The following is a 14,152-nucleotide window of genomic DNA, read 5'->3' as shown; positions in this document are numbered from 1 at the left end:
CTCAAATAAAACATTCACAATAATGAAGAGAACTTAAAGATGATTAGCTCTACCATCATGGAGACTGATACACCAGTATGTTCCCTACAAGTAACCACTACTATATTATTAGAATACCCCTATACAATTGTAAATATATTGACAATAAAGGGGGACGATTATGAAACGTATGCGAAATAAATTTGATGCAATCCGAAATAAGCTAAACTACCCATCTGACATGGTGAATGCAATAAAAAATGGGTTAGATCCAGATTCCACCAAAAAGGACGTCATTATTATTGGCGCGGGCCTTGCTGGTCTTGTATCAGGCTCACTTTTGAAGAAAGCCGGGCACCGGGTGACCATTCTTGAGGCGAATGATCGGGTAGGAGGAAGAGTTTATACAAAGAGAGAGCCTTTTTCGAATGGGAATTATTTAGATTTCGGTGCAATGCGCATCCCCGATAATCATCCCCTTGTCTTTGAATACATAAGACAATTTAACCTTCCTTATAATCGTTTTCTTAATTCAGGTCCAAATGATGTGATCTATGCTAATGGCGTAAAGACTACAAGAGAAGAATATAATCAAAATCCGGATGTATTGAATTTCCCCTTAGAACCAGAAGAACAAGGAAAAACCGCTGCGGAATTACTAATTAATGCTGTTCAACCGTTTATGACATTGTATGAGGCAAGCAATGAAGAGGAGCGGAAAATCTTATTAGAAAAATTTGATCGTTATTCAATAGAGAACTATTTACGATTTAACCCCCTTGGCCCTTCTTTATCACCTAATGCAATTCGATTAGTTAAGGTGATGCTTGGTATTGAAGGATTTGCGGAACTATCATTTACTAATATCTTGTTTGACATCGTCAATACCGTTTTCAACGAAGACTTGGAATTTTATGAAATTACAGGCGGAAATGATCAATTGCCGAAATCTTTCCTACCAGAACTCAAAGGGAATATTAAATTTAACGAAAAAGTTATACGAATCATTAGTCGCGAAGATGAAGTATTGGTGTTAGCTCGAAACACAAAAACGGGTGAGATTGATACGTATAGAGGGGACTACCTGATTATTACCGTACCGTTTTCAGTGTTGCAATTTATTGAGGTGTATCCCTATGAAACGTTTTCGTTTGATAAATGGAAGGCGATAAGAGAATTGCATTATGTAGCCGCTACAAAAGTAGGAATCGAATTCAAAAAGAGATTTTGGCAGAAAGAAGGCTTAGAAGGAGCGAACCTTATTACAGATTTCCCTAACCGCTTTATTTACACCCCTAGCCCCGCGTCCCCCACTCAGGGTCCTGGGGTTGTTCTAGCAAGCTACAGCTGGGGGGATAATGCGAAACTATGGAATGCACTCCCTGAGGAGGAGAGAATAAATCAAGCTTTACAAGATCTTGCGAAGATACACGGGCCAGAAGTTTATAGTGAGTTTCTAAATGGAGCTTCTTATAGTTGGAGTCAGGATCCTTATTCAGCAGGTTGTTTCACCCTTTTTAAGCCTAACCAAGGCGCAACCTACCCTGAGATTATTGAAAAGCCAGAAGGACGCATACACTTTGCAGGAGAACATTCTTCAGATTTTCATGGTTGGATGGAAGGAGCCGTTCAATCCGGTATACGGGCTGCATATGAAGTGAACAATCGAGAGTGAATCACAAATAGCATGGATTCTTGCAGGAGAATCCATGCTATTTTGGGATGATTCGATACTGAATGGTTAAAAAGGGAATAGAGAACAGCCACATTTTGTGTATGGCGTGCAACTCCCCTTCTCCTTCTTCCACTAGAAAATATTCTTCAATCGGCAACTTGAAGCGCTTTTGTTTAACCGTTAAATATGTTCCCGAATCAGCATTCTTTAACGTATTGCGTTTACTAGATAAACTCAACCGACTTCCCATTTGATTCAGCTCAAGAACCCCTGTCATGGTAGACCAGGGCAAGGGGAGTGCGATATTCATATAGGTACGCTCTCTCGTCTTATGAAAAGAATAGATGGCAATAAAACAAACCTCTTCCCCTATTTTTCGCACCCATGCCCTCGGGCGACGTCTACCATCGGTCTCTTCTGAAACAGGCACAATATCGCCTGTCATTTCCACTTCCCTACTCGATATGGGCAAGTTAATTTGTTCTGTTCTCTTACTAATCATACGATAAACAGATGCAAATGGCTTAAACCATGTTTTCCACTTTACTTTTGCAAATAAGCGATAGGACGTCGTTCGTTCATAAAAGTCGATAATCATGGGTGACAGGGTATGTAGATCAATATCTTCATATATTCTCATGTCTTCTACTAACCCTACCTCTTTCCTTCGCTTATCCTTGTGTTCCGCAAGGACTTCTTCACCGACATGAAACGTACCTCTAATTCGACTAGTTGGGATGTTACGCATCATTTGTAAATTCACCTTCATAGGAAAAAATCGTACCCATGATAGGGTTCTGGACACTTACATGAATTTCATAGACTCCACGCTTGTCATTAAAAGTTTCAACCACAGTTGCTATCCCTTGAAGGAAGCGTGGCAAAGGAATTTCCTTTTTCCCAAATACCGCACGCTGTCTTTTTGACTGAATGTGTAAGCCACCGTTTTCAAGGACGGTTAAAGCTAAATCAGAATACATCACAGATGGTTCACCAAGATAGTCTTTGATAATCCCACGGTCAGGATCGAAACTCATAAGCGCATTGAAATACCGCTTCTTACCGTTGAAATAAAAGACCCGCTCCCAATGCACTTGTTCCTCGCCCACCTCACCAATTTTAGGCTTATGCTGAATGGTAAAAGGAATGAACGTTCCTTCCTCAGGAAACATAAGCTTCCTTCTTGTCCCCATTAACTTTAGAGGGAACATCCATTTTGAGCCACCAGATATTCTTTTCATGACTCCAGATCCTTTATATGGTTTTTCTTCGATGTGCTTGTAGCGTTGTTGAAGCATGGGGTGTAATTTCTTGAACTCATGCCCCAATACTTGTGAATAAATTGGCATTAAGCTGACTCCTTCCTCTTACGCTTGCAATTCTTAGCAGTTGGTACATCCCTACTCACTGCAAGTCCCAGTACAGACAACAGAAATAAGCCACTATTGAAGGTTAATGGGCTAAACGGATGAGTTAACGTACTTGGGTCTGCCACAATGGCCGATACGGTAAGTACAGGAAAAGCGAACACCTGCAAATAATACAGCCACCTTCGCCTCTTTATAAACCACCATGTGAGACCAAATAGAATTTCTGCAATTCCCATACACACGACTACAGAACCCGCTGACACCGAGAAGGGCAGTAAACTTTCTGCTAGCGCTATCTCTTCCGGATGCCTATACAGGACTTTAGGAATCAATCCGTGATAGATCCATACAAAGGAGAAGAAAAAGGATAGAACCCAATAAGCGAAGAACTGCATGTGCTGGGTCTTGGGCTCTACCCCTTTTTCAAGCCATCGTTTAAGGACATCAAAACTAAGTGCTGTTGCCCATCCAATCATAGGACGAAAGAACAACTTGTCTATCCATGTTCCAGGCGTACCAAATCTGGTTTGATAATCGTATTGAGTTAGAAATGTCATCTCTTTATCCGATTTCGGGATGTACTTCCAGTAGCCTCTTCCTTCTGTAATGATGGAGATCTTTTGATCTGTACCAAAGTGAAGAGAGGACGTTCTTGAACCATCCTTACCATCGTGGGTCCCCTTACTTCTCCCCCATCCTGCAACTGAAAGACCAAGTCCTACGTTTGTTTTGTATGTAAACTCTTGCGGATCTTCTTCATGGCTCTTAGGTTGATAAGTAATCGAAGAAAAGCGCAAATCCCACTGTTCGTGCCTATCTGGATTTTGCGATGCTTTCCATAAATCATCCATTTCTGCACGGATAGGAATCTCTACATAGATCGGATTCTGATTCACCATAATTCATCACTCCTACTCTCCTAACTTACTCCTATAAGTTTAGCAGGAATAGAAAGAATCTGATAACCCTAAATAGAGGCATAAAGTCCTAATTTGACTAGAGACCCAAAATACTAAGTCTACTATCCTATTTTATTTTTCTGAAAATTTTGTTAATATGGTGAACGACAAGAGAGGAGGAATTATTTTTGAACGTTAAATCAAAAGAAGAAATTACAGAACACTATTCGATGCAAGAAACGATGCAGGCTATTGAATCATTCTACAAAACTGGGGACGATTCATATATTTCCCCTGATCGAATGCACATTAATGACGGTAAGAATACCGCTTTATTGATGCCTGCTTTTTATGGGGATTATTACGCCACGAAGCTTGTAGGGGTCGCTCCTGAAAACTCACAAGTGGGAAAAGATACGATCCATGGGCTTATGATCCTTCATGACCGAAAGACGATGGAACCGTTATTACTGTGTGATGCAATTGCCATTACCGCATTACGAACAGGCGCACTCGGAGGTCTCGGGATGTCCTACCTCGCGAGGAAAGATGCGAAAACACTTGGCATTATTGGAACTGGGACTCAAGGGTGGAGTCACTTACAATCTGCGCTTGTCGCTAGAGATATTGAAGAAGTACATATCTTTAACCGAACGAAAGAAAAGGCAGAAGCTTTTAAAGAAAGAGCCGAGCAAGCATTTCCAAACGTAACGTTTAGCATTTCAACTGCTGAAACACTAGTCAGAGACTCAGATATCATTGTCACCACGACTACCTCAACTGAACCTGTATTACCAAATTTAAGCCCAGCTGAATGGAAAGGAAAATTACTTGTAGGCGTGGGATCCTTCCGCCCTGATATGCAGGAGATTTCAGATGATGTATTGCGTAATGCAGAGGAAATTTACGTAGACGCACCATCTGCCTTACATGAATCAGGGGACATGATTCGTGCCAAAGCATTAAGAAGTAACCTAGAAGATGCATGGGACTTGGAGAAAATTATCACGAAAGAGCATGCTCCAAAAGCTCCTGAAGAAAAACTCATTGTGTTCAAGTCTGTTGGTGCGTCCATTTTTGATCTGGTCGTCTTTCAATCTATTTATGAAAAACTCTATCAATAGTAAGGGAGTGGAATGACTAAATGGAAAAATTAACGAAGAAAAAGTGGAAAGACCCAGGAATTATCATGGTCATCCTCTTGTCTACAATCGCTCTGATGTTTTGGATTTGGTGGCCTACCGATACCTACATCGGCGGTATATCCTTAGTAGGATGGGCCATGTTCGCGTGTTTCTTCATATGGCTGGCATTAACCATAATCTACGTGATTTGGATGGAAAAAATAGAGAAGCATGAAGCTGAATAAGGAGTGAGTCTATGCAAATAATGGAAGCTACGATACTTGGAATATATTTATTAATTATGATCGGCATTGGCATATGGTTTGCTAAGAGAGCCCACTCTTCTGAAGGAGATTATTGGACTGCAGGTGGTAAGATTAATAGCTTTGTAGGTTCTTTCGCCTTCTTCGCTGCAGTAGCTAGTTCAAGTTCTTTAATGGGGGCTGTTGGCTCAGGTGTCGCCCTTGGTATACCTTTCTTGTTAGCCTATGGATTTGGTGCTGTAGCCATCCCTTCGTTCGCCATGTTTCTCATATCTGGTCAGATCAGACGAGCCGGTGTGAAAACATTACCTGAATTCTTTAAAACGAGATATGGAAAGTCAGTCCAAATTGTATCTGCTATTATCGTTGTCCTTTGTATGACCTTTTACATGATTCCGCAATTAACAGCTTCTGGCCTAATTGGGTCCTATGTGTTAGGGATTGATTATGTAACAGCTGTCATCATATTAGGGCTTGGGTTCACATTATATGCAGCCCTTGGAGGGATGTGGGCCATTACATATACGGATTTGATTCAAGGTGCCGTTATGGTAATTGGAATGTTTATCTTAACGATCATTATAGTGATGGACCATGGGGGAGTTAGTACGTTAATCCAAGATGCTCTGGCTGTTGATCCTCAATTTGGTGATGTTACGCAGCCTTGGATGTCCTACTTTGGTTTATTTGTTGCCTTCTTATGGTTCGGAGTGGTCTCTCCTTCAGCTGTAATGAGAAACTTTGCAGCTCGTGATGCGAAAACAGCTCGACGCTCTGCACTAGGAGCTTGTTTCCTGTATGTTACGGTCTTTATATTCGGCTTTTTCATCGCTTCAGCAGGTGCAAGTTTAGGCGTTGCTGAATCGCTTGAGAATCAGGATATGATCTTCATATCCGTTATTGAACACTATATGCCACCTATTCTAGCTGGGGTGATGTTAGCGGGGTTATTGGCGGCAATCATGTCTTCTGCTGATGCGATGCTACTCGCTGTTGCTGCCGGTATTGCTCATGATATTTATAAGGAACATATCAACAAAGAGGCTTCCGAGAAGACGGTTACTCGATTAGGTCTTGTCGTCATGATTCTCGCTAGTATAGTCGGAATCATCTTCGCTATTAATCCACCTCAACTTATTGCCGTTATGGTTGGTTGGGTAAGTGGAGCCATGCTCTCGGCATTCGGATTCCCGCTCGTACTTGGATTATGGTGGAAACGCGCGAATACAGCTGGAGCTCTAGCAGGAATGGTAGGTGGTACCGTAACGTTTATCATTATGGCACTCCTTCCTTTTGCATTAGTTTCAGAACACCTGGTTTCTGCACCCGTTTCTGCGATCTTAACCATCGGAGTGAGCCTAATGACAGCCTCTCCATCTCAATCCACTCAACTTCAAGTCGATCAGTATCATACCAATATACAAGCATAAGCAGGTGATTCAATGAATGTTACGATTTTAGGTGAAGGAAAGATTCAGGAAACAGATTTATCTACATCTATTTATAAAAGCGTGAAGCCCACTTTGCGTTGGAACCGTCACTTTAATGAAAAGACCATTCAAGATGGGATTAAGAAGCAAACTAAGTTCTATTATCCCATGTGGATTGTTAAAATGCTTGTTATTGCAGACCGAAAACCGTTCCCACCGAAAGTAAGGCCTAATATGGTGTTTATCGATGCCATTACAGGGTATCGCGGGTTATTTCCAAACATTCCGCCAACCGCTCAGAAAAAAGTACCTGCATCTGAAATAAAAGAAGCGGTAATCAGTAAGGAAGATCTGTTTGCTCGCTATGTGCCGGATGTGCAGGATAAACAAATCAACAGAAACTACGTGCTTAAAAAACCTAGGTATGAAATTAAAGAAACAGAGTTGGTTTATTTACCTCTTTGGGACGTTGAGTTAAATACTTACTTTTTAACTAAGTCCTACTACATTAACGGAAATACAGGTGAGTCAGAAGAGTTAATGCGAGAACTTGCACAGTCTAATACGTGGAAACTTTAAAAAAACCTCAAGCAGATTCGCTTCTGCTTGAGGTATTTTAGTCCAATTTTTTTGATAGATCATACATTAGCTTTTATTTTACGAATGACTTCCTCGTAAAACGTATCCTCATGTGGAACAAAATCAGATCGTCCTAGTCGATTTTCGTAGAGTTCTCTACCCCCATGCCCATCTACCTTAAAGCCATACCCGATGATACTGTCTGTTTGATTGAACCAGAGCTGTTCAAAATCCCTTAACTTTACACGCATCATTCCTGTTACTTCTTCTATCTGGAGATCGAAATCATTAAAATCGTGGTTCCCCTTATATAAGAACGTATTTGCATACTCTTTATTAATAATTTGTTGAGTCTCAACTTGATAGGAAAGAGTCCCTAACGAAATCAATTCCTCAAATGCAACTCGTAAACCTAACTCTTCTTCCACCTCTCGTATACCATCCTCTACCGATTCTTCAGCAAGTAAGTGACCCGCAGCAGTGATATCAAAAAGGCCTGGATAATCTTTCTTATTAGGACTACGTAATTGTAAGTACAGGTATTCTTCTTTATTTATTCGTGTAGTCATCCAGCAATGAAACACCTCATGCCAGTACCCATATTTATGAACATCTGCCCGTGATGCCACCCCAATAGGATTCTTTTCTTTATCAAAGATTCTTAGCTGTTCCTCCATACGTCATCTCCTACTCGTTATCCTTTTCTGCTTCTTTTTTAAAACGTTCAATAAGGTTTCCAGGAGAGGACTCATCATATTCCTCTCTTAGTTTAGGAATGAGTTTTTCAAATAAAACAGCCATCTCATAATGATCTCGATCAAATGAATGATTGAACTCAACAGAAGTCATTCCAAGTGCCTCCGCGGCAGCTTGTTGTTCCATCACTTCCATTTGATCTGGCCCTTCTTCAATATAACGATCTACTTCTCCCTCCATTACCTGAACGTCATATGTTTCTTTTGCGTAGCTTTTCCAATCCTTCTGTTGCTGAACGGATTCTTTCGCTTGTTCTAGCACCATTTCTTCTTTTACATTGTCATTTCCATTTCGTTTGGATTGATAAATGATGCGTGTCATCCATTTCTCTACTCCTTCGTCATGAACACCAAACGCTTCCGCTTCTGAAACGGACTCTTGAAACATCTCTTTATACTCCTCAAACGTATACTCTTTTTCCTTCATTACCGCTTGATCTTTATCTTCTGGTTCTCCTGCTTTTGCCTCTTCACTTGTGACGGACTGACAGCCTGATAATAAAACGGCACTAAAAATCGTATAAGCTATTCGTTTGTTCACTATGACACCCCTTTGTCCGCGTGATTCTTATCCAATTATTTCAAAAAAGGAATATGAACTCAACCTCTTATCATTCCTAGTGTAGTTTGAACCTTACAAAAAAAGAGGGCATGGCTTCAGCCAATGCCCTCTTCCTTTAATTCAATTTCACTCCATAAAATTTTATTTCTGTCATATCCTCTATCGCGTACTTCACACCTTCTCGTCCGATTCCACTTTGTTTCACACCACCATAAGGATGATTATCTTGACGATAGGTAGAGATTTCGTTAATCCATACCCCGCCCATTTCAATCTGGTCAGCAACTCGGAAAGCGCGATTAATGTCTTTAGTGAAGACCCCCGCTTGAAGTCCATAAATCGAATCATTAGCGGCTTTAACTACTTCTTCTTCCGTCTCGAATGGAATAATCGACACAATTGGAGCAAACACTTCTTCTGCGATAATTTTCATGTCGCTTTTAACATTCGTCATAATCGTCGGAGTTAGAAGCGTACCTTTTTGATCTCCACCCGTTTCAATCTTTGCTCCGTTTTTCACGGCATCATCGATCCACGTTTTCGCGCGTTCAGCTGCTTCTTCTGTAATCATTGGCCCAAAGTCCGTACCTTCTTCAAGAGGATCACCAATTGTAAGATCTTCGGTTTGGGTTTTATATTCCGCTAAGAATGATTCAAACAGAGAATGGTGAACGTAAACACGCTGGGCGGATATACATACTTGCCCTGAGAAAGCAAAGGCGCCTTTAACTAAATCTGTAACCACTTCTTTTACATCCGCATCCTCAAATAAAATGTTAGGCGAATTTGAACCAAGCTCAAGCGTGACTTTTTTAAATCCTGCTTTTTCACGAATTCTTCTTCCCACAGGAAGACTACCAGTAAAGGTTACTTTATGAACGTTGTCATGCTCAACTAAAGGGTCACCAAGTTCTTCTCCTAACCCAAGAACTAAGTTTAAAGCTCCAACAGGCATACCAGCTTCATGAAACAGCTTTACGAGCATGTAAGCTGAAACAGGTGTTTTCTCAGCAGGCTTGAACACAATCGTATTCCCTGCTGCAATCGCAGGGGCCAATTTATGAAGGGACAGATTGAGCGGGAAGTTAAAAGGTGTAATCGCTGCAACAACACCGAGTGGCATTCGCTTCGTAAAGCCTAATCGACCTTGACCACCGATCGCAGCATCCATCGGAATAACTTCACCATTTATGTCTTTCGCTTGTTCAGATGCAAAGCGAAGAACCTGTACAGAACGTTGTACCTCACCGCGACTAAATTTTATAGGCTTCCCCGCTTCCCGAGAGATGATTTGAGCAAAATCATTTTCTCTTTCTTCCAACAGATCTGCAGCCTTACGCAGAATATCCGATCGCTTATGTGCAGGCATCTCTTTCATCGTATCGTGAAACGTTGAAAAACTCACATCAATCGCTCTATGTAAGTCTTCCACTTTCGCTAGAGTCATTTTCGCTACTACTTCTTGATTATATGGATTCTTTACTTCTAGAGATTCTCTTGTTTCGTCTATATACTCTTCTCCGTTAATGATTGAACTGATCCTCATCATGTCACCTCATTCACACGTTATGTTCTTCAGCTTTTCGGTTAACTTCATATTTTCACTGTAATCAACAGGACAATCTATCAAGACTGGACGCTTCATGGCGACCGCTTTTTCAATGGCTGGTTTCAAATCCTCAGCTCGGTCCACACGTATACCTTCCATACCAAATGACTCAGCAAATTTTAGAAAGTCTGGATTCCCAAAATCAATATGAGCAGGCCGATCAAACTTCTTCATTTGATGCCATTCAATAAGTCCATATCCTTCATCTCTCCATAGTAAAATGACAATCGGTAAATTCAATCTTACCGCTGTTTCTATATCTGCACCTGTCATAAGAAAACCGCCATCTCCACACACTGCCACAATCGTTTTGTCCCTTTGTGCTAACTTTGCACCGATTGCCCCTGGTACAGCGACTCCCATAGAAGCTAAGCCGTTTGATATGAGGCACGTGTTTGGTTGTGCGGTATGATACATTCGCGCAATCCACATTTTGTGAGCTCCGACATCTGATATGACAATATCTTCATCACGTAATACCTCACGAAGGTCAGCGATAATCTTCTGTGGTTTGACTGGAAAACCAGTATCATTTCTATACGAATCCAGTTCCTTGAGGGCTTTATCGCGTATCGACTTCGCCCAATCCAAATGACGAGCTTGTTCTGGAACCTTCTCCATTAATTGCTCTAAATTTTTCTTAATGTCCCCCACAACATTTAAAGAAACAGGATAATAAGCATCAATTTCAGCTTCTTCTGTATCAATATGAAGAATAGGTGTTTCTCCTGTAGGGTTCCAGTTTTGCGGAGGAGTTTCAGCCATGTCAAAACCAATTGTAATAATGAGATCAGCCTGCTTAAAACCACAAGTAATGTAATCGCCTCCGCTCAATCCAGCTGTAAGAAGACTTAAGTCGTCTTTCCAAGACAAGGCACCTTTTCCCATGAAAGAATGAACAACAGGGATTTGCGTCTTCACAGCAAATTCACGAAGGTGCTTACTTCCTTCACAACGAGTCACGCCATTACCAGCTAAAATCAAAGGAGACTTGGCTTTAGAAATCAAAAGAGCCGCTTCCTTCAAAACGTCTTCACTCGCTTGAGGTAACACATGCTCTGTTATGTACAGAGGATCAAGATCCACTTCCATCCCCGCTACATCTTCAGGCAAATCAATATGAGTCGCCCCCGGCTTCTCCCCTGCTGCTAATTGGTATGCTTTCCTTACGACTTCCGGTACGATCTCTCCTGTCTTAATTTGAGCATTCCATTTCGTGACGGGCTCATAGATATCTACAAGGTCGTAATACTGATGGGAAATCTTATGTTGGCGATTCAATCCAGCCTGCCCCGTGATCGCAATAAGTGGGCAATGGTCCATATTCGCGTTTGCTACACCCGTCAATAAGTTTGTAGCCCCTGGCCCAAGCGTCGCCAAACAGACTCCAGGTTTCCCGGTTAAACGACCGTAAGTTCCCGCCATAAAGGCTGCACTTGTTTCGTGACGTGTGGTAATGAATTCAATCTTTGAGTCTTTAATCGCGTCCATCATATCAATGTTTTCTTCGCCTGGAACGCCGAAGATATATTCTACACCTTCATGTTCTAAGCATTTAATAAGCAATTGTGCAACGTTCATATCTGTCACTCCCTAGTCTCAGTACTTATAGGGTGTGTAACGAATGAGATTCTTATGAGTAGAAGGTTGGGGTCTTATACACATAAGCATTCTTTTATGGAAGAATGCTTATGTGTGGATAATGCCCTTACGTTTGTTAAGTGCTTGGGGTGTCTGGGGAGCGACTCGCTTTTACGAACGGCTCCAACTCTTAAGGGCTGTGTAGTTTGCGGGTTTCACTATATGGCAGAGTTTGTTCGGAATATAGGTAATAAAAAGTATAAATAGCAAAAAAGAACGATAGGATAATAAAAAACCAAACGTTCTTTCTGTATGTCTTCTTTAACTATCTCATCCGTTAGCTTAAGAATGTTTTTTAGCAATGAAATAGGTGTTGTTCTCTTTATAAATGATGGTATCTTTACTTTCCTTGCTATTATATAAAGGTGTTCCTTTCGGCAATCCTGCTGCGTCAAAATCGACTTCATTGAGTTTTCCAGTCGTATCCAAATCGGTGAGATCTCGTTTAACCTCTCCAATCTTTTCTCCTACATTGCTTTCATTAACTTCTATATTAGTTAGCTCATAAGAAATATCATTATACTTTACAAACTTGAACGCCCACGATGTTGTTCCAGCGTTTCCTTCCTCATCAAAGGTAGTCTCCTCACTTGTCTGATGGTTACACCCGACTAAAAATAATAAGCATAGAATGAGATAAATAAAATTCTTACGTTTCATATAAGACCTCCTTATGAAAATAGTCGCAGTGCTTCTAGAGAAGTTTCATTGGATCTATTCAAAACTTCTGCTCCGATAATGAAACAGACGGGTGCGATTGTTAAACAATCACACCCGTCTGTTTAATAAGAGCTAATTTGAATGAATATAGTAAATTAGATTATCTGTCCATTCGTCAAACTCATATATAAACCCTTTTCTTATACATTCAAATTGCATTCCAACACCTTCTGCCAATTTAATTGAAGGCTTATTATCGAGATTAATGTGAGCTTCTATACGATGGTAATTTAGCTCTTTAAAAGCAATACTTATTGCAGCTTTAACAGATTCATTTCCATAACCTCTTCTCCAAAAGTGGTTATGAATCGTATAACCAATTCTCGCCCATTGAAAATCATCCCTCATAATTGTAGAGAAGTCTATTGCACCCAAATGAGCATGATCTCCTTTTCGAAAAATGCCAAATACATACACTTTATCATCCAAAGCCATCTGTTGATGGTTATCTACCAGTTCTCTAAACCATTCTTCAGTACAAATGCCCATATCTATTTTACCTTCATCGTATTTGTGTTGTGCTGGCATTCTATTTTTAAATTGAGTTAACCAATTTATATAATCCTCTTTGATATATGGTCTTATAATTAATCTTTCTGTCTCTGTTTGGTAAGCAAACCCTCCCAAATAAACACCTCATATTAAATTAGATCCCATCAGAATGGAGTGATTAAATTCAATCCTCATTCTAAAATGGTTCATGATTCTTATTTGATCTTCAGTTAGTTTTTCTTTATCCCAGTACATGTGCATCAAATTGTATTCAAATACCTCTTTTAACTTAATAAATAAATGGAGTTTTTCTAGCATTTCTGAAGATAGTACATTTTCCTCTTGGTATCCTTCAACGATTGCTTTCGTAATACTATTTCCATATTCAATGATATTCCCTCCACCTACAAACGAATACTCCAACGCACTATATATTGGAACAGCCAAGTCAAAAATATAAAAATTCTTCTCACAATCTTGAAAATCAACCATTGTCAGAGCCAAGCCTTTATCAACAAGTATATTTTCTAACCATAAATCCCCGTGTAATAACCCATAATTCGCATTATTTTTAGGGATGGTTTTTATAGATGATAGTACTTCTTTTGCAATTTCTCGAATTCTAGTTTCCTCTATAGGAATATATTTAAGAAAGTTATATTCCTTGTTATCATGCCAATCATTGATGAATGTAATTGGATGTACTTCTTCAAACTTTTTTGACAATCGATGTAACTTACCAATCTGCCTGCCTAACTCTTTTAAAACATCTGCGTTCCACTCATTCCTTGGGAGGTGTTCACCAGGTGCAGATTTATAAAGAACAGTTAAGATTTCATTGTTTTCAAGAGTTATCCTTTCTACAACCTTATCATTAATAGAAGATATGGTTGGCGACACACCCAATCCTTCTTTATATAAGAAATCCGTATATTTAACCTCTTCTAATTGTTCATCAAAACTTTTATAATTTGTAATCCTTGCAAAGTAATTCCCTTCTTTAGCAGTGCATCTAAAGATTTCATCTGTTACTGATTCTACTTTAATTATATTT

The 14,152-nt window shown here is 40.1% G+C and carries 15 protein-coding genes; 5 read left to right on the top strand and 10 right to left on the bottom strand.

All coding sequences use genetic code 11. The features are described 5' to 3' along the window. Positions 1–160 precede the first annotated feature (160 nt). A complete protein-coding gene (locus tag IEW76_RS17985) occupies positions 161–1,654 on the top strand; it encodes a flavin monoamine oxidase family protein (protein WP_188655814.1) in 1,494 nt (497 codons plus the stop codon). Positions 1,655–1,691: 37 nt separating this feature from the next. Here IEW76_RS17985 and IEW76_RS17980 read toward each other — a convergent pair whose 3' ends face one another. The 3 genes from IEW76_RS17980 to IEW76_RS17970 are packed head-to-tail and all read right to left on the bottom strand — an operon-like array spanning position 1,692 to position 3,923. Next, positions 1,692–2,405, bottom strand: coding sequence for a hypothetical protein (locus IEW76_RS17980; protein ID WP_188655813.1), 714 nt, complete (start codon positions 2,403–2,405; stop codon positions 1,692–1,694). After that, on the bottom strand, positions 2,395–3,003 hold the full coding sequence (locus tag IEW76_RS17975; protein WP_188655812.1) for a DUF4166 domain-containing protein: 609 nt from the start codon (positions 3,001–3,003) through the stop codon (positions 2,395–2,397). Before IEW76_RS17975 ends, IEW76_RS17980 begins: the two co-directional genes overlap by 11 nt. Then, complete coding sequence (locus tag IEW76_RS17970) at positions 3,003–3,923, bottom strand: DoxX-like family protein (protein ID WP_308422092.1); 921 nt, start codon at positions 3,921–3,923, stop codon at positions 3,003–3,005. The genes IEW76_RS17975 and IEW76_RS17970 overlap by 1 nt, the downstream gene beginning before the upstream one ends. A gap of 188 nt (positions 3,924–4,111) precedes the next feature. On the opposite strand from IEW76_RS17970, the gene IEW76_RS17965 reads away from it, so the two are divergent. Genes IEW76_RS17965 through IEW76_RS17950 form a run of 4 tightly spaced genes read left to right on the top strand, consistent with a single transcriptional unit; the run spans position 4,112 to position 7,319 of the window. After that, the gene (locus tag IEW76_RS17965; protein ID WP_188655811.1) at positions 4,112–5,047 is read left to right on the top strand and encodes an ornithine cyclodeaminase family protein; all 936 of its coding nucleotides are present in this window, start codon (positions 4,112–4,114) and stop codon (positions 5,045–5,047) included. A 20-nt stretch (positions 5,048–5,067) separates the two neighbouring features. Continuing rightward, entirely contained in the window at positions 5,068–5,292 is a 225-nt protein-coding gene (locus tag IEW76_RS17960; protein ID WP_188655810.1) for a hypothetical protein, read from the top strand. Positions 5,293–5,303: 11 nt separating this feature from the next. After that, complete coding sequence (locus tag IEW76_RS17955) at positions 5,304–6,740, top strand: sodium:solute symporter family protein (RefSeq protein ID WP_188655809.1); 1,437 nt, start codon at positions 5,304–5,306, stop codon at positions 6,738–6,740. A 12-nt stretch (positions 6,741–6,752) separates the two neighbouring features. Continuing rightward, complete coding sequence (locus IEW76_RS17950) at positions 6,753–7,319, top strand: hypothetical protein (RefSeq protein WP_188655808.1); 567 nt, start codon at positions 6,753–6,755, stop codon at positions 7,317–7,319. 59 nt (positions 7,320–7,378) lie between these two features. On the opposite strand, the gene IEW76_RS17945 is transcribed toward IEW76_RS17950, so the two are convergent. The 7 genes from IEW76_RS17945 to IEW76_RS17915 form a co-directional block, all read right to left on the bottom strand. Next, on the bottom strand, positions 7,379–7,996 hold the full coding sequence (locus tag IEW76_RS17945) for an NUDIX hydrolase (protein WP_188655807.1): 618 nt from the start codon (positions 7,994–7,996) through the stop codon (positions 7,379–7,381). Between the two features lie 10 nt (positions 7,997–8,006). Beyond that, entirely contained in the window at positions 8,007–8,615 is a 609-nt protein-coding gene (locus IEW76_RS17940) for a hypothetical protein (protein WP_188655806.1), read from the bottom strand. Between the two features lie 136 nt (positions 8,616–8,751). Continuing rightward, complete coding sequence (locus tag IEW76_RS17935; protein WP_188655805.1) at positions 8,752–10,185, bottom strand: aldehyde dehydrogenase family protein; 1,434 nt, start codon at positions 10,183–10,185, stop codon at positions 8,752–8,754. 6 nt (positions 10,186–10,191) lie between these two features. Beyond that, the gene (locus IEW76_RS17930; RefSeq protein WP_188655804.1) at positions 10,192–11,826 is read right to left on the bottom strand and encodes an acetolactate synthase large subunit; all 1,635 of its coding nucleotides are present in this window, start codon (positions 11,824–11,826) and stop codon (positions 10,192–10,194) included. Positions 11,827–12,168: 342 nt separating this feature from the next. Continuing rightward, a complete protein-coding gene (locus IEW76_RS17925; protein WP_188655803.1) occupies positions 12,169–12,546 on the bottom strand; it encodes a hypothetical protein in 378 nt (125 codons plus the stop codon). A gap of 132 nt (positions 12,547–12,678) precedes the next feature. After that, the gene (locus tag IEW76_RS17920; protein ID WP_188655802.1) at positions 12,679–13,233 is read right to left on the bottom strand and encodes a GNAT family N-acetyltransferase; all 555 of its coding nucleotides are present in this window, start codon (positions 13,231–13,233) and stop codon (positions 12,679–12,681) included. A gap of 9 nt (positions 13,234–13,242) precedes the next feature. Next, positions 13,243–14,148, bottom strand: coding sequence for a phosphotransferase enzyme family protein (locus IEW76_RS17915; RefSeq protein ID WP_373286017.1), 906 nt, complete (start codon positions 14,146–14,148; stop codon positions 13,243–13,245). Positions 14,149–14,152 lie beyond the last annotated feature (4 nt).

The organism is Pontibacillus salipaludis (assembly GCF_014642405.1).
Taxonomy (GTDB): domain Bacteria; phylum Bacillota; class Bacilli; order Bacillales; family BH030062; genus Pontibacillus; species Pontibacillus salipaludis.
Note: the sequence above shows the minus strand (reverse complement) of the source record. Positions and strands in the feature narration are given on the sequence as shown.

Bases quoted from the DNA above. Each gene is read 5' to 3' on its own strand.
- IEW76_RS17985 (WP_188655814.1), top strand. From the start codon at position 161: ATGAAACGTATGCGAAATAAATTTGATGCAATCCGAAATAAGCTAAAC.
- IEW76_RS17980 (WP_188655813.1), bottom strand. From the start codon at position 2,405: ATGATGCGTAACATCCCAACTAGTCGAATTAGAGGTACGTTTCATGTC.
- IEW76_RS17975 (WP_188655812.1), bottom strand. From the start codon at position 3,003: ATGCCAATTTATTCACAAGTATTGGGGCATGAGTTCAAGAAATTACAC.
- IEW76_RS17970 (WP_308422092.1), bottom strand. From the start codon at position 3,923: ATGGTGAATCAGAATCCGATCTATGTAGAGATTCCTATCCGTGCAGAA.
- IEW76_RS17960 (WP_188655810.1), top strand. From the start codon at position 5,068: ATGGAAAAATTAACGAAGAAAAAGTGGAAAGACCCAGGAATTATCATG.
- IEW76_RS17955 (WP_188655809.1), top strand. From the start codon at position 5,304: ATGCAAATAATGGAAGCTACGATACTTGGAATATATTTATTAATTATG.
- IEW76_RS17950 (WP_188655808.1), top strand. From the start codon at position 6,753: ATGAATGTTACGATTTTAGGTGAAGGAAAGATTCAGGAAACAGATTTA.
- IEW76_RS17945 (WP_188655807.1), bottom strand. From the start codon at position 7,996: ATGGAGGAACAGCTAAGAATCTTTGATAAAGAAAAGAATCCTATTGGG.
- IEW76_RS17935 (WP_188655805.1), bottom strand. From the start codon at position 10,185: ATGATGAGGATCAGTTCAATCATTAACGGAGAAGAGTATATAGACGAA.
- IEW76_RS17930 (WP_188655804.1), bottom strand. From the start codon at position 11,826: ATGAACGTTGCACAATTGCTTATTAAATGCTTAGAACATGAAGGTGTA.
- IEW76_RS17925 (WP_188655803.1), bottom strand. From the start codon at position 12,546: ATGAAACGTAAGAATTTTATTTATCTCATTCTATGCTTATTATTTTTA.